Annotated in this window: 18 protein-coding genes and 1 pseudogene; 15 read left to right on the top strand and 4 right to left on the bottom strand. The window is 49.3% G+C overall.

Going from position 1 to position 15,541, the window contains the following annotated elements; translation table 11 throughout:
* The first annotated feature begins 20 nt into the window (after positions 1-20).
* The gene (locus IPF95_18060) at positions 21-167 is read left to right on the top strand and encodes a hypothetical protein (protein ID MBK6476587.1); all 147 of its coding nucleotides are present in this window, start codon (positions 21-23) and stop codon (positions 165-167) included.
* A gap of 560 nt (positions 168-727) precedes the next feature.
* Here IPF95_18060 and IPF95_18055 read toward each other — a convergent pair.
* Entirely contained in the window at positions 728-928 is a 201-nt protein-coding gene (locus IPF95_18055; GenBank protein MBK6476586.1) for a hypothetical protein, read from the bottom strand.
* Positions 929-1,365: 437 nt separating this feature from the next.
* On the opposite strand from IPF95_18055, the gene IPF95_18050 reads away from it, so the two are divergent.
* The 3 genes from IPF95_18050 to IPF95_18040 all read left to right on the top strand — a co-directional run bounded on the left by IPF95_18050 (position 1,366) and on the right by IPF95_18040 (position 3,010).
* Positions 1,366-1,557: a hypothetical protein gene (locus tag IPF95_18050; protein ID MBK6476585.1), complete on the top strand. Its 192-nt coding sequence runs from the start codon at positions 1,366-1,368 to the stop codon at positions 1,555-1,557.
* A 720-nt stretch (positions 1,558-2,277) separates the two neighbouring features.
* The gene (locus IPF95_18045; GenBank protein MBK6476584.1) at positions 2,278-2,424 is read left to right on the top strand and encodes a hypothetical protein; all 147 of its coding nucleotides are present in this window, start codon (positions 2,278-2,280) and stop codon (positions 2,422-2,424) included.
* Between the two features lie 448 nt (positions 2,425-2,872).
* Positions 2,873-3,010, top strand: a complete 138-nt coding sequence (locus IPF95_18040) for a hypothetical protein (protein ID MBK6476583.1) — start codon at positions 2,873-2,875, stop codon at positions 3,008-3,010.
* Positions 3,011-3,233: 223 nt separating this feature from the next.
* On the opposite strand, the gene IPF95_18035 is transcribed toward IPF95_18040, so the two are convergent.
* Positions 3,234-3,512, bottom strand: a complete 279-nt coding sequence (locus tag IPF95_18035) for a hypothetical protein (protein ID MBK6476582.1) — start codon at positions 3,510-3,512, stop codon at positions 3,234-3,236.
* A 130-nt stretch (positions 3,513-3,642) separates the two neighbouring features.
* Between IPF95_18035 and IPF95_18030 the strand changes: the two genes are divergently transcribed.
* The 9 genes and pseudogenes from IPF95_18030 (at position 3,643) to IPF95_17990 (ending at position 11,519) form a co-directional block, all read left to right on the top strand.
* On the top strand, positions 3,643-3,786 hold the full coding sequence (locus IPF95_18030; GenBank protein ID MBK6476581.1) for a hypothetical protein: 144 nt from the start codon (positions 3,643-3,645) through the stop codon (positions 3,784-3,786).
* Positions 3,786-4,028 carry a hypothetical protein gene (locus IPF95_18025; protein ID MBK6476580.1) on the top strand — a complete coding sequence of 81 codons (243 nt, stop codon included), beginning with the start codon at positions 3,786-3,788 and terminating at the stop codon, positions 4,026-4,028. Before IPF95_18030 ends, IPF95_18025 begins: the two co-directional genes overlap by 1 nt.
* A 331-nt stretch (positions 4,029-4,359) precedes the next feature.
* A complete protein-coding gene (locus IPF95_18020; protein ID MBK6476579.1) occupies positions 4,360-4,548 on the top strand; it encodes a hypothetical protein in 189 nt (62 codons plus the stop codon).
* Between the two features lie 17 nt (positions 4,549-4,565).
* Complete coding sequence (locus IPF95_18015) at positions 4,566-4,829, top strand: hypothetical protein (protein ID MBK6476578.1); 264 nt, start codon at positions 4,566-4,568, stop codon at positions 4,827-4,829.
* Positions 4,786-5,874: a PAS domain S-box protein gene (locus IPF95_18010; GenBank protein MBK6476577.1), complete on the top strand. Its 1,089-nt coding sequence runs from the start codon at positions 4,786-4,788 to the stop codon at positions 5,872-5,874. The genes IPF95_18015 and IPF95_18010 overlap by 44 nt, the downstream gene beginning before the upstream one ends.
* An 8-nt stretch (positions 5,875-5,882) precedes the next feature.
* Positions 5,883-6,944 (top strand): response regulator, encoded by a 1,062-nt coding sequence (locus tag IPF95_18005; protein ID MBK6476576.1) that lies wholly within the window; start codon positions 5,883-5,885, stop codon positions 6,942-6,944.
* Positions 6,945-7,326: 382 nt separating this feature from the next.
* On the top strand, positions 7,327-8,364 hold the full coding sequence (locus tag IPF95_18000) for a hypothetical protein (GenBank protein ID MBK6476575.1): 1,038 nt from the start codon (positions 7,327-7,329) through the stop codon (positions 8,362-8,364).
* A gap of 249 nt (positions 8,365-8,613) precedes the next feature.
* A pseudogene (locus IPF95_17995) lies at positions 8,614-11,092 on the top strand (transketolase).
* Positions 11,093-11,174: 82 nt separating this feature from the next.
* Complete coding sequence (locus tag IPF95_17990) at positions 11,175-11,519, top strand: hypothetical protein (GenBank protein MBK6476574.1); 345 nt, start codon at positions 11,175-11,177, stop codon at positions 11,517-11,519.
* 306 nt (positions 11,520-11,825) lie between these two features.
* Here the strand turns inward: IPF95_17990 and IPF95_17985 are convergent, their stop codons facing one another.
* Together IPF95_17985 and IPF95_17980 are read right to left on the bottom strand one after the other, a co-directional pair.
* On the bottom strand, positions 11,826-13,622 hold the full coding sequence (locus tag IPF95_17985; GenBank protein ID MBK6476573.1) for an adenylate/guanylate cyclase domain-containing protein: 1,797 nt from the start codon (positions 13,620-13,622) through the stop codon (positions 11,826-11,828).
* A gap of 44 nt (positions 13,623-13,666) precedes the next feature.
* A complete protein-coding gene (locus IPF95_17980; protein ID MBK6476572.1) occupies positions 13,667-14,020 on the bottom strand; it encodes a hypothetical protein in 354 nt (117 codons plus the stop codon).
* A 164-nt stretch (positions 14,021-14,184) separates the two neighbouring features.
* Here IPF95_17980 and IPF95_17975 point away from each other — a divergent pair, with 164 nt between their 5' ends.
* Positions 14,185-14,547 carry a nuclear transport factor 2 family protein gene (locus tag IPF95_17975; GenBank protein ID MBK6476571.1) on the top strand — a complete coding sequence of 121 codons (363 nt, stop codon included), beginning with the start codon at positions 14,185-14,187 and terminating at the stop codon, positions 14,545-14,547.
* A gap of 85 nt (positions 14,548-14,632) precedes the next feature.
* Positions 14,633-15,538, top strand: a complete 906-nt coding sequence (locus IPF95_17970; GenBank protein ID MBK6476570.1) for a J domain-containing protein — start codon at positions 14,633-14,635, stop codon at positions 15,536-15,538.
* The last annotated feature ends 3 nt before the right edge of the window (positions 15,539-15,541 follow it).

Below are 15,541 nucleotides of genomic sequence, written 5' to 3'. Positions count from 1 at the left end.
CATCTTGTTGGAGCACGACTATGATGGTATCCGCGAGTTTCACAACCGTGCTGCCGCCTTGGTGGGTGTGGTTGTTCTACGGTTGTCTTGCATGTGGCGTATTCTACTTGGTCGCAGTCCACGTCCCTGATATCCCATACCGGAACAGAACACAGAATACAAAGTAGCCATGGCACAAGCGGAGATCGACATTGCAGCATATAACTCGACCCAGACCGCTAAGCAGTGGCTGAGACCAATGTGTGGGTCGGAGCAATGAGGCGAACTTTCTGGCAGCGGGCAAAGCCAACTTCACAACCTTCTGTACACCTTGCCACGGGGCCGATGCAGCGGCACCAGAACCTCTGCCGGTCCTTAATCTGACAGATGCTCATTGATACATGGCGGTGGTACCAAGAACGTTTGACCATCAAGTACGGCGTTCCGGAAAAAGGCACGACCAGTTGGATTTAAGAGCCACTTGCAACCTCCAGAGTATCAGTGAATTATCCAGCTACATTTATGAGCTTACAGGGCACAGGCCCTGTCACGTAAAAAAGCACCGCAAGGTGAGCTCTGGTAAGAAGATGGAGCCGTGCCTACTCGATAGTAAGCCATCACTGGTGATACTACGTCCGTGGCGGTGACGCAAGACACCAACCCGCTCATATAAAGCGCGACACAGCGCCGGATGAAAGCTACCGGGATGCGATAAGCCGGTGGACAAAGCAGGAAAACGCGTTTGGGTCTATCCGAAGAAACCTATGGAAAGTTCACCAAGTGGGATAAGCGTTCGCCTATTCCGTGCTTGTCCTTTATTCGTTGGTCCGTTCATTCGCATAGACGGAGAACCCTTGTTGACCATCAACTTGGTGGAACGACGGTCCGTTTTCTTCGTGTAGGTGTTCTGGGCCACAGGACTTTCGACCTCATCGGCTTTCACGTTCATTGTCTGCCATGGTCGCCTTGTTCACCGTCGCGTTCTGTCTGCTTTTCTGTGGCTGGGCCTGTCCTCAAACGGTCTTCGGAACAATGTTTTCCGCTGAATAGAGTACGCCATTGAGGGCGATTGGAAACAACAATGTTTTGAACAAAGGGCCCGATGGATGCCAACAAGGCGTGGAAGAAACGCCGTAGCTATACATCTTCTTCGGCATCAGTCATCATAGGGAACAATTCTTCTGGCCTATGTCATCGGTTCTGGATGAATTGTTGGATGATCATTAGGGAACCAGCGAAACCAGCACATGGGTGGTCTGCAGATCGTTGCGTTCAGTGGAGCGTTCTATGGCAACTTCGCGTCTTTCCGGGAACAAGCACGTACCACGGACCTTGCATGGTCGCTTTGTGGGCTGTTGACGCAAAAGCATCCTCATCGCTTACATCATGTACGTGGAGACACGCGGTCTTTTCCGGAAGAACGAGGTGCGCGAAGAGCTGGCAAGGGGCGATTGCATCGGATTGCAAGACCTGTGTTCATGCTGGTCCTACGGGATCGATATCCGCAACGGAACATACTTGAATGTGTGGAATTGCACGGCACGCATTGATGCGTTAATCACACGATGGAAAGTGTGAACTTGCCCAAAGGGTCCATCCGGCTATGCCAGTGAACCCGAGACGCGGACAAGAAGCCGTTCCGTTTCGATAACGGACTGAAGGCGTATTCTTGCGGTTATTCGTGTAGGGCCATCGGTGTATTTCAAGTACGTCGTATCGCCATACGCATCTGATACGGATACTACCCTCCTACGCACGCCAGGAATGCTCTTCCAAGAACAACCGGATGGGCCGCATCAGTAACTTGTACCACGTTATTAAGCCCATGAACAAGACACGAATACGATAAGCCCTTGCGTATGGAATTGATGAATGCTGATGGCGAGATCAAGTCACCGAGAAAGTCGATGGACCTGAAGGCTGTGAATTGGCGCAAGGTGAGTTGTTCATCATCCTTCCAAAAGACAATTGCAAGGCACCGAGACCAAGTTGGTGATAGGCGTTTTCAGTGGTGATAAGCTCTTGGAGAAAGTAAAGATATCCATGGGACCGGGACGTGATCAATAAGAATGAAATTGGGAAAAGGAATAACACTAGCGTCGATCACCTTTGTGGGAATGGATGACCTACTCCTCGATCAGAGCTTCGGGGAATCCTTCACCCTTTGGTAACGGACAAGTACTACGAACAAGATCTGAAATACCAGCAACATCAACAATACTAACCGCGCAGATGCACTTTCGTCGGATGTAGAGACGTATCACCGCAAATGCGCATTCGATTGAATTCCAAAAGAAATTGACCCTGAACGACACGGGCGAGTTCACACTGCTGCGCCCGAACAACCCTACTTTCAAAAACGACGGTAATGGCAAGAAGTATGGTATTTTCGACATCGAAGGTATCTTGGCTTGCGCTCGCCGGTACAACGCCTTGTTGGAATGAAAGCAGGAGAGCTGTATTACTTCCGAACGAAAGAATAGTGGTACACGGAATGCGCTGCTCGCCAACCGCTTTCATACTTGGTATTGCGGGCAGCGCATTGTGTTGGAATGTTCGGACCTCCCATGCTTTGGCCGTGCCCTCCCTGCACCGGGTTGGCGTGCAAGGCCCAGCAGCACGTCGATCCTGAATAGCGGACGACTTCTCGGGCGTATACGCTCTGGGTGTAGCATTCTGAGCCTTTGGAAAAGCATTCGAGCTGGCTCCAGCAATTTCAGACGACGAACGTCGCCGGACCATATTGCTGATATCCGCGCGATCGCAACCGGCCTCTTTGAGCGTTGGTCACCCACGTAATCAATAGCCCTGTTCATTGGTAGAACGCGTAGTCTGCTGGCAAGGAACTTGAAACGCACTGCGCCCGAAGCCTTGTTCCTTACGTATTCGCTCAATGGTCTATTACCACGCGGATTGTCCACGCCGCTGCGCTTGTTCCGCAACATTCGGAACGGTATGGCAAGGTGCATTGTTCATGGCGTTGTTCGGATTAGGAACTTGGGCCTGCAATGATCGCGCTGAGTATGAGTGATCCATGCTCGGCACTAATGCCCGTAAAATGTTGCGCCGAGCTTCACCTGTCCTTGTAACAACGTTAGCCGCGTTAACGATCCTACGCGGCTTGGAATTAGGATACCTTTGATAAGTCCACCACCGCCGACAGTAGCTGACACCATTATTAATTGTCATTGAACAAGATCCCATGAACACCACGACAGAAAAAGTGCACATTACCGACCCTAACGAACATGAACTTAGGTGAACAAATTGGCGTTCTGCAAGAGCAGAGATAAGCATTTTGAACACCGCATGGAAGAGACGCGCAAGCGGAACACCGGTATGAGGTCATGGCAGAGCTGGAGCACTTCCAGAACCAATACATCCGTCAACGGAGCTTTATCGATGAACTCAGACATGAACTGAAGCTCCATGAGAACGGGTTGGCGAAAGAGAGCATAGAGCATCCCATAAGTAGCGATCGACCATCGGCTTTTTACGATCACACCACGCATCGCGGAGCTATGGAGAGACATTCGACAAATGATACTACGAACTGAAAAGTGAATTCATGCAGTGGTTGGTGAAACGCATGTGATGGTATCCATTAAGTGATGATCGCCGATCGGTCACATCCGGTCAGTCGTGACCACTATTTCAAATTGAATGTTGCGCATCCACTTCATACTATACGTGCAGGATCAACTCCGTAGCACATCATTCTACACCGCTCTACTAGGCCTGGAACCCACGCTCAACGTACCGGGCATGACGGAGTTCGGACTTCCCGTGGCAGCGTTCTGGGATTGATGCCGGAGAACGGAATTGCCAAGATCGTCAGTGGGCCACTACCCCATCCTTCTACCGCTAATGGCACTCCGAGATGTGAGTTGTACCTGGTAGGTACGGATCTTGTTGCTGCGTGCGAACGAGCCAAGCAAGCCGGAGCGCGGTTGATAGACGGAGCCAAAGACCGCGATTGGGACATCGCACAGCATATTTCGTGGATCCGGATGGACATGTCATCGCGTTGGCATGTCGATCATCGTTGATCGGGGTTTATACCAGTTCCTTGCGTCTTCCTGACATTCGTCAGGGTAATACGCAATAGCCCGGTACGTTTGTGTATTGCGCCCTTGAGGCGTACGCTACAATGCCATTGCAATCGATCATCGATACGTGAATTGGTGCGCGAACTTTTGCGGCACCGGGACCGAAGTGAATTTGGAGAGATCCTAGCACGCTACAATGTTCCAATAAAGGACATTGCGCCTATTTCCGCTGGAACAATAAACACTACACCCGCACCTGCATCCAACGGAACAATGACTTTGAACTTTTGGTGACTGCACGAACCCGGCCAAAGTACAAGCATCCATGATTATGACAGCCAAAACGGCCTGGATACATGCTGTGAAGGGGGAGGTGGTGGAAGAACGTTTCATCTATACCGGTGACGGACTCCAAAGAACATGCGAATTGATGCTGCGACCAGGAGAAGATGACTCGCTCACCAATGGCTCCTCGATCCACCGGTTCATCAATAAGGACCTGAACGTGCAATTACGTTGAATCTCTACGCAAAACCGATGAGCAAGTGGCGTGTCTACGATCCAGGCACGGGGAAGCCACTATCGCACCAGCAGGTCAGCGCCGTGAGCTTACCTGCGCCTGCTCTGCCTTATCTTTCCGGCATGAGCACCTCAAAGGCAAAGGTTCTGGACACGTTGGACATGGAACGGGTCGGTGGTCTACTGTTCCGAACCGCAGCGGAAGGACTGGTGGTTGTTGATCGCTGGGGTGATCGTAATGAACAACCCACGGCTCAATACCATGTTCGGATACGCGAATGATGAATTGAGCGGTAGAACAATAGAAATATTGATCCCTGATGCGATACGCGGACAACACAAGAACCATAGAGAAAAGTACAATGAAAGGCCAGTGGAACGTTACATGGGGATCGGAATGGAACTCAACGGGAAGCGCAAGGATGGAAGCATATTCCCCGTTGAGGTCAGTCTCAATCACTTCAAAGTGGACGAAAAGCAGTATGCAATGGGGCTAGTGACCGATATTACGCTGCGGCACGAGGCAGAGGTCGTGTTACGCAGGAGCAAACAGGAATTGGAAGAACTGGTACACCAGCGCACAGCGGAACTGAAGACCGCGGAATCAACTATTCGTGAAGCATTGGAAAAAGAGCGTGAACTGCATGCATTGAAGAGCAGGTTCGTGGCCATGGCAAGTCACGAATTCCGCACTCCGCTCAGCACGATCATGAGCAGTGTGGATCTGATCGGCAGGTATACGGAAGAAGCCAGTGATGAGAAAGTGGACAAACACATTGGCCGGATACGGAACAAAGTGCGGGAGATGACCGCCATGTTGAACGAGTTCCTTTCACTGGAACGTATCGAGCAAGGCCAGGTACAATGCAATCCATCCACCTTCGACATTGTTGATCTCAGTATTGAATTGATCGAAGAATTGCGGCAATTGGCCAAACTGGGCCAAGCGTTGGATTATGACCACACGGCCGGAGAACGTACCGTATTATTGGACCGCCAGATGCTGAGCAATGTGATCACCAACCTGGTGACCAATGCGATCAAATACTCACCGGAGAACAAACCCGTCAAATTATCCACACAAGTTGAGCACGACCGATTGATCATTACCGTACGCGATGAAGGCATGGGCATCCCTGAAGAAGATCAACAGCATCTATTCGAACGTTTCTTCCGTGGTAGCAACGCATCCACGATACAAGGAACAGGACTTGGCCTAAATCTTGTGAAACGCTATTTGGAAATTCTCCAAGGCACGATCGACTTCAAAAGCGCACCTGGCAATACACTGTTCACGGTCACCCTTCCGACAAAACTAGCTACCTGACACAATTCATGAAGACCATACTATTGATAGAGGACGATGCCGACATGCGTGAGAACACCGCCGAGATATTGGAACTCGCGGACTACCGTGTATTGAAAGCGGAGAACGGGAGGCGCGGCGTGGAAATAGCCCGCAAGGAATCACCCGATCTGATACTCTGCGACATCATGATGCCGGAACTCGATGGACATGGTGTACTGTACCTGTTGGGCCGCGATCCGGCAACGGCCGAGATCCCGTTCATCTTTCTCAGTGCAAAAGCAGAACGCAGCGATGTGCGAAAGGGGATGGAATTGGGTGCCGATGACTACCTCACCAAACCATTCGAAGAGGGTGAATTGCTCAATGCCGTAGAAGGGCGTTTGAAACGGAGCGATCTATTCCGCAAAGGCTTTGACAATGGCTTCGAAGGCCTGAACAAATTCATGGACCAGGCCCGCGGTCTGGAAGCGTTGAAGGATATAAGCAGCCATCGCAAAACGCGCAAGATCGCGAAGAAGGAAACCTTGTTCCATGATGGCGACGAGATGCGCCAGCTCCCGTACATCGTAACTGGGAAAGTGCGCACGTACAAGATGAACAACGACGGCAAGGAATTGGTGACGGGCCTCCACGGGATCGGTGATTTCGTGGGCTACATGGGACTTTTGGAGAACGGCCGTGCCATGGAGACCGCCGAAGCGTTGGAAGACTGCGAAGTTGCGCTGATCCCGTGCGAAGACCTCTTGGCCCTGCTGCATAAGGACCGTGATGTAAGCATCCGCTTCATCAAAATGCTCACGCACGATGTAAAGGAAAAGGAAAAGCACTTATTGCAACTTGCCTATGCCAGCGTTCGTCAGCGCGTTGCGCAAGCGCTGTTACGTGTGCATGACCGCTATGCGGAGGAGGACAAAGCAGACCTCGGCTTGCGCATAAGCAGAGAAGACCTAGCAAGCATCGTGGGCACGGCAACGGAATCACTGATCCGGTGTTTGAGCGACCTGAAGGATGAAGGACTGATCACCACGCAAGGCCGGGATATTCAGATCGCTGATAAAACAGGTCTGGAGAAGCTGGCCTATCGGTGAGAGTACCATCGAGTTTAAGTGGATCACCAGCATACCGGACAGTCTAGATCTTGCTGCGCATAACCAAGGATCTTATCAACGCCAGAAATACATTATCTTGGCTTTCAATTCCTTACGATCTCTTTTCACGGCGCTTGGATAGCGGAACTATCTAAGGGTCGTTGGATAGCCTCTTGTTGGCCATAATCAAAAAACACAATAATCATGGATTCAATATTTGAAAATAAGGAATGGATATTTAGTGGAATCGGTGTATTCGTTATTGGAATTATATACGCATTATTCAAGAAAAAAAAGAAATCGAAATCCACCAATATGAAACAAAAATCGGGAGATAATTCAACTAATACACAAATAGGTGGAGACTATAATGGATGAAAAGATGAAACAAGAATCCGGGGATAATTCAGAGAACGTCCAGATTGGTGGTAATGTAAATATTGGTGTCACAGCAGCTGAAGCTAGACAAATCGCAATAGATGTATTTAAAGCGAATTTTTATACATTTTCTGAAAAAGCTGCCAAGAAAGCATTGGAACGTGCAGAGGAGTTAACTGATGAATTTATCGCAAAATTCTACGTAAAGATTCCTGAATTAGAAAGTAAACTTCAAGAACCTTCTGTTCAATCTTCCATGTTTAATACACAAAAAGAGTATGCAAAAAGTGGAGATTCAGAGTTAAAAGAACAACTTCTGAATATATTAATTGAAAGAATAAATTCAGAAGAAAGAAGCTTAAAACAGATTGTGTTAGACGAAGTGTTAACGATATTGCCTAAGTTAACAAAAGAGCAGATTAATGTTATGACTCTTATTTTTTCTGCTGTATATATCAATCACAATACAATCGTAAATATCCCAACATTTATAGAGTTCATTGAGAACCGAATTTTAGTCTTTTACCCCAATACTCCGCCCAGTTATTCATTTTACACACATCTTCAATTTACAGGATGTTGCACTATCCTTTCTGAGGGTAGTTCTTATAAACCTTTAGAACAAATTTTTAAAGTAAGATATAAAGCGCTAATCTCTAAAGGATTCACTGAAGAAGAGCTTAATCAAGAGTTTCGGGATGACAAAAATAGGTTGGCCCCTTTACTAATGAAGTGCTTTCAAAACCCTATTGCTCTACAATTCAATCCACTGAATGACGAAGTATTCAATTCGAAAATTGATGAATTAGATTTAGGCGAAATCGGTAAAAAAGCATTAAATTTTCAAAATAAAAACCTTTTAAACGACCAAGAGATTAAAGAATTCATGATAAAATGTAATCCTAGAATTGAGAAGTTGCTGACGGACTGGAAAGAAAAGGATTTTAAAACCATAAGACCAACATCTGTAGGTCTTGCAATTGCGATAATGAACTATAATAGAGTCACTAAAGAAAACATCGCTTTTGAAACGTTTATATAAGAAAACTATGCCCAACAACATTTATAGTGCATACCCGTCGGGATACGCACAATACACAGAACGTTGACCACCTCGAGGGTCATACAATTCAGCCTGTCTACTTTCTGAATACTTGGCCACCGAACATAGGGTACCGCCAACGATGTCAAGCCGCAAATTACCCATCATTCCGGGCCACAACCAACACATCATTCCACATTTCGCCGTGCCGTCCTAACTTCGCCACGATCACAAGAAGAAACTGTGTGCATGACCGCGACCGCCGAAGCCAAGATCACCCTGAAGGAATTACGTGAAGAGATCCTCCGCGATTACGCGCTGGTACACACCAGCCGTGAAGCAAGTTTGTTGGGCCGCAAGGAAGTACTTACCGGAAAGGCCAAATTCGGCATCTTCGGCGATGGCAAGGAATTGGCGCAGGTGGCCATGGCCAAGCAGTTCCGGCCGGGTGATTGGCGCAGCGGGTATTACCGCGACATGACGTTCATGTTCGCCATTGGCGAGCTTACCGTTCAACAATGGTTCGCGCAACTTTACGCGCATGCGGATCTGGAACACGAACCAGCTACAGGTGGCCGGCAAATGAACGGCCATTTCGCAACGCGTTCATTGGATGAGAACGGTGAGTGGAAGAACTTGGCAGAGCAATACAACTCCAGTCCGGACATGTCGCCAACGGCTGGGCAAATGCCACGGTTGTTGGGCTTAGCACAGGCAAGCAAGATGTTCCGCCAGAACAAAGCGTTGCACAGCTACACGCACTTCAGCGACAAAGGCAACGAAGTGGCGTTCGGTACCATTGGCGATGCCAGCACCAGTGAAGGCCATTTCTGGGAGACCATGAATGCAGCGGGTGTATTGCAAGTGCCGTTGGCGATGAACGTTTGGGACGATGGGTGGGGCATCAGTGTAAGCAAAGCTCACCAGACCACGAAAGGCAGCATCAGTGAACTGCTCAAAGGGTTCCAGAAAGAAGAAGGCACCAACGGTATCCGGATCCATACCGTAAGAGGCTGGGACTATCCTGCATTGAACAAAGTGTATGAAACGGCGATCGCCGATTGCCGAGAGGAACATGTTCCGTGTTTGATCCACGTTCAGGAAGTAACACAGCCGCAAGGCCACAGCACCAGCGGATCCCACGAACGGTACAAGAACAGCGTAACAGATTGGATCCGTGATAGCGCCGGAAAGAAGATTAAAGAAGTGCCGCTGCTGGAATGGTACAAGGAATACGATTGCAATGTGAAATTCCGTCAGTGGATCCTTGCATTCAAGCCAGGCGGTGAGGCCATAGCGACCGAGGCGGAACTGGATGAAATAGAACAACAAGCACGGAAAGATGTGCGGGCTTCGCAGAAAGCAGCATGGGCAGCGTTCGAAGCAGAGATCAAGAGAGAAGCCCACGACGCGAGCTTCCTTATGGAAGCTTTGGCCGTTGGTCGGCACCATGATGACGGTACCGCTTCGGCTACTATCATCGCGCTGGTGAACGAGCTACGCGCGGAGATCAGCCCAGGCCGGAAGGAGATCGTGAGTGCCGCGCGAAGGGCTTTATTAGCCGGCCGAAAAGCCGACCCCATCGCACGTCAACCGCTTATTGACTGGATCGAGGAAGCAATGGCCCTCAACGCCGACCGATACGGCAGCCACCTCTATAGCCAAAGCGCACACAGTAGCTTGAATGTTGCGGAGGTCCCGGTGGAATACAACACGGATGAAGAGGTGGATGGTCGCATTATCATCCGCGACAATTTCGCGGCCTTGTTCGAGAGGGAACCACTAATGCTCACATTCGGTGAGGACACCGGAAAGATCGGTGATGTGAACCAAGGCATGGAAGGCATGCAGGCACAGTTCGGTGAGCTGCGTGTGAGCGATGTTGGCATACGCGAAGCAACGATCCTGGGGCAAGGATTAGGAATGGCATTGCGCGGTTTGCGCCCGGTTGCCGAGATCCAATACTTGGACTACTTGCTCTATTGCATCCAAGGCATCAGTGATGACCTGTGTACTATCCAATGGCGCACGAAAGGCGGACAAAAAGCACCATTGATCATTCGCACGCGTGGCCACCGGTTGGAAGGCGTTTGGCACAGTGGCAGCCCTATGGGCATGATCATCAATGCCGCACGTGGATTGATCATATGCGTTCCTCGCAACATGCAACAAGCGGCAGGGTTCTACAACACACTTATCAAAGGAGACGACCCCGCGTTGGTCATCGAATGTTTGAACGGCTATCGCAGTAAAGAGCGTTTACCTAGCAATCTAGGCATTTTCACAGTGCCCATCGGAATTCCGGAGGTCGTTTGTTCTGGTACCGACCTTACTTTAGTAAGCTACGGAAGCACATTCCATATCTGTGTGCAGGCTGCGGAACGCGTTCATGCCTTGGGCATCGATGTTGAGACTGATCGATGCACGCACGCTCCTACCCTTTGACCGGGAACATAGTTGTGTGGAAAGCTTGAAGAAGACCAATCGCTTGCTGATCGTGGACGAAGATGTTCCTGGTGGTGCAAGTGCCTATTTACTGCAGCAGATCATTCAGGTTCAAGGGGGTTACCAGTATTTGGACAGTGCACCAACAACCCTTACCGCAAAGGCACATCGCCCTGCATACGGCTCTGATGGAGATTACTTCAGCAAGCCAAGTGTGGATGATGTGGTGGATGCGATCATCGCTATCATGAAAGAGGTTGACCCGGAGCGTTTCCCTGACTGAGACCCCTTACTAGCAGCTGATCTCTTGAGAAACGCATTCATTTTTTGGTCAATTCACAAAGAATAACCACCTTTACGGTCGAATGTCCATCACCCAGCCAGAGATACAGCAAGCCCTTCGCATTAGCCGGGCCATTGAAGAGCATTTGGAACAGATCCGTTCGGTGAATGTACCGAGTCAGGAACTGTACCCCATGTTGGCGGACCGTGAACTTGTCGAGCGCGACAAGGAAAAAGGCGCGAACTTCCGGTTATTCCTGAAGAAGCTACAGAAGGAGAACATGTTGAACTTGATCCCGCAATGCAAGGCAACTGCACGCAGCGGTGGTAAGTTCGAATATACCTTCAATCGTGCAGGATCGAGCATGCCAGTGCGCAAGCCTTTGGATCCGAGCTTGAAAAAGGCTGCTGAGGCCGAGACCGAGTAACGTTTTCTTACGTGAATTTGGCGGGTGGATCGGTTGATCACCTTGTTGGTTGGATATTCGTACTCCTTCTACAGTTTAAGGCAACTCTCTTATGCGCTGGATTGCGTTGTTCCCCCTCTGGGACTTCCCTAGCGATAATTGCGCAAACTCCTATTGAAGAACGAAAGCTGACCGGTGTTCTCCTACCCGCTTGGTCATGGCTTCCACTTGGTGAGGTTGGAGTTTTCGAGCTAGAGCACACTTCCCTTCCGCAAAGCGTGGACCATTCAAACGGATGCGTGGTTCGTTGCACTAGATCATTCGTGATCACGCTTTTTCCACAAAGAACATTTCCACTTCGCCTTTCCCCTTCACATGGATAAAGCCACGCGGAGTAAAGCGCAGGTCCGGTAATTCCTTGATCTTTTCATAAGTGGCCCGACTAATGTTCACCCTGCCCGCCTCTCCACAAAACTCCATTCTACGTGCGGTGTTCACGGCATCACCCCAAATATCGTAAGCGTACTTCTTTGCACCAACGATCCCTGCGATCACGGGCCCAGTATGCAACCCTAGCCGCATTTCGAAGAACACTTTTTGCTGATCAAGACGATCGACCCGATACTTGGCCATGAACTCCTGCATTTCAAGTGCGGCTAGAACTACCCTTCCCGGATCACCTTTCTGAATATCCGGAAGGCCACCGACCGCCATATAAGCATCGCCAATGGTCTTGATCTTTTCAACGCCATATTTCTCAACGATCGAATCGAAGGCCCTCCAACAGATGTCGATCTCCCGCACCAACTCTGTCGCTGTTAGCTTTTCGCTGATACTTGAGAATTCTATGAAATCCGTGAATAGGATCGTGGCAGTCTCGAATTCGTTCACATCCGCATACCCTTTTGTTTTGATCTCTTCAGCTACTTGTTCGGGCAGGATGTTATGAAGCAATCCTTCAGAGATATCCCGCTCCTTCTTTATCTCAGCCCGAGAGCGACTGACGTGATCCAGCCTATGCCACAGTCCAAAAGCCAGAAGAACGATAGCTGATCCACCGAGCACCATCAGATCCCGCGATCGGGTGATCCGTGTGTTCTCCAGTTTCCCATTGAGTTGCTCTGCCTGCAATGTTAGGATCTCTCGTTCCTTTTTCTCCGTCTCGAACTTCTCCTTCATTTCTGCCATCCGAAGAACTTTTTCGGAATTCAGAATGCTATCATTCAACGCATAACGGAGCAACGAATGTTCATACGCCTCAGCAGGTCTACCAACGGCCATAAGGTCCAACGCATGGTGTTCATGTATCCTGACCTGATGCTCCAAATTCTTCGCCTCGATCGCATACACAAGCGCAGAATCCCAGAGCGGCAATGAAGCATTATACTGTTTTCGGTCGTGTGCCAGTTTTGCCAAATTGGAATAGTTGTTCGCAATGCGAATGGCACTCTTATTCTTCCTTGCATTCAGCAGAGCATTGTTGTAGAAATAGGCTGCACTATCAAATTCACTGGTCATCTTCATGATCACCCCCATATTCGCGCTGGCATCCTCGATCTCCTGTGGCTTATGCCTTGATTCCGCTAAATTCAAGATCGCTTTGAAGATCTGTTTGGCACCGACAAGATCATTTTGCCTTGCCAGACCGATCGCCTTGTTCGTTAGCAATGCATTGTAGAGTATCACGGGCTCATAATGCGGTCGCCAAAGTGATAAGCCCACATCACAAATGGAATCCAATGTGGAAAAGTCCTGAAGCGCTAAGTATAATCTCGATAGTGCTACGTATCCCCTCACGAGAACTGTGGAGTCGCAAGCGGATGTATACAGTTCCATGGCCCGAAGCGCACAGGACATGGCCGAATCCAGCTTACCCAGTTCGGTGAACGAGGTGCTTCTGAATCCGTTGACCTCTGCCAAAGCGCATCGATCACCCAAGTGTTGATACGTGGCCAACAGATCCGCAGTAATAGCAACAGTGGCACTATGTTCACGAGCCACCAGCCCCCGCAATTCGTTTATTGCTTTATCTGCGGAATCCTTAGACAGGACCTGCTGGGCTACACCTTGCCCCGCATCTAAAATACCGGCAAGCAATAAGCTTATGATCAGCACATAGCGCATTCAGACCTTTGGTTGAACAAGAACGGCAATATGTAAAATTCCGATCAGCTCTTCACCCCCAATCCCGTTCCAGCGATGAATGTATCTCCACCGCCCTCGCTCTCCTTATCCGTACGGATCACTATCGTCCAAACATCAGTATCAGTCTGATCCAGAACAACCAATATATATTTTGCCCCAGATCCGCCTTCCGTGACCACAACCTCATTGTTGATCACACTCACATTCTTCAGACTTACTTTGGTCTTAAAAACAACGATCACCTGATGGTTGGTCTCCAAACTTACGTGCGTGGGTTCGCACGTAGAGCCAGTTAGGGGTTTAACCACTCCAACAGGAATGGCGTGATCAGGTTTTTTTACGGAAAAAGTAGCTTTTACGATCTTCGTACTTGCCATGTTGGGAGAGTTTAAAAGGTTAAGATTCGAATATACGGTGATGAATAGGATATTTGATCGATCGCTACGAAAAATACCCATTATTCGGTAGAGGCATCGGTCTGGTGGGTATCATCAAATGATGATGCCCATCGCCACCACAACGTAGTACATTGCGCTCGCCAATGTCCTCTAATTCAAACCAACAGATCGCCACGCAATGGTTCGCTACATTCAATGCACAGGACCTTGAAGCGTTGTTGGCACTATACCACGACCAAGCCGAACACTACAGCCCCAAACTGAAAGTTCGGATGCCAGAAACCAATGGCATGGTGCGCGGCAAAGAGGCACTGCGTAAGTGGTGGCGCGATTCATTCGATCGATTGCCTACGTTGCAGTATGAAGTTCTAAAGCTTACCGCGAGTGACGAACAGGTATTCATGGAATACATCCGCCATGTGAGCGGAGAAGAAGACCTACGCGTTGGTGAAGTTCTGGTGATCGAAAATGGATTGATCGTACGTTCCAGGGTTTATCACGGTTAGATCCGGCATTGCAGCAATAAAAATTCTCGTAGGTGGTGACCTACGAATTAGCATACGACCCTCCCCTGCGGCTAACTTCGCATCCATGGCAACCGATTACTACAAGGTCCTTGGTGTGGATCGAAAGGCTAAGGCCGAGCAGATCAAAGCCGCTTACAGAAAATTGGCGCGTAAGCTGCATCCGGATCTGAATCCCAATGACAACGATGCGAAGAAGAAATTCCAAGAGATCAATGAAGCCAATGAGGTCCTAAGTGATCCGGCAACGCGTAAGAATTATGATGAGTTCGGCGACCAATGGAAACATGCGGACCAAATGCGCGAAGCACAAAAGCAACGATCACAACAATGGCAAGGCGGCGCAACCGGTGGCGGTAGCGGTTTTGGCGGCAGTGATGCCTTTGGCGGTGCGGAAGGATATGATGATATATTCAGCAGTATGTTCGGTGGGAGTGGCGGTAGGCAAGTAAAATTCCGGGGTCCTGACTTCCAAGCAGAAGTACGTCTTGATCTATTGAACGCATACAAGACCCACAAGCAAACGCTTACGGTAAATGGCAAACAGATCCGGATCACGGTGCCTGCGGGCATTGAGGACGGGCAGACCATAAAGATCAGCGGCCATGGCGGGGCTGGTGCGAATGGTGGTCCACATGGTGATCTTTATATCACGTTCCATATTGACCCGGACCCGAAATTCCAACGTGTTGGAAAAGACCTGTACACAACAGAGAACATTAGCCTTACCACAGCCATGTTGGGCAGTGCACTTACGTTGAACACGCTGGAAGGTGCCGTAAAGCTCAACGTAGCTCCCGAAACACAGAATAATACCAAGGTGAAATTGAAAGGAAAAGGTTTCCCGATCTATAAAAAAGATGGTCATTTCGGAGACCTGTATGTCACCTACAATGTGGAACTTCCAAAAGGCCTTAGCAAAGAAGAAAAGGAATTGTTTCAACAACTAGCGGAACTACGTAAAACAGATTAGACC

Source organism: Flavobacteriales bacterium (genome assembly GCA_016704485.1).
GTDB lineage: Bacteria > Bacteroidota > Bacteroidia > Flavobacteriales_F > PHOS-HE28 > PHOS-HE28.
This window is presented reverse-complemented; position numbering and strand designations above follow the sequence as displayed.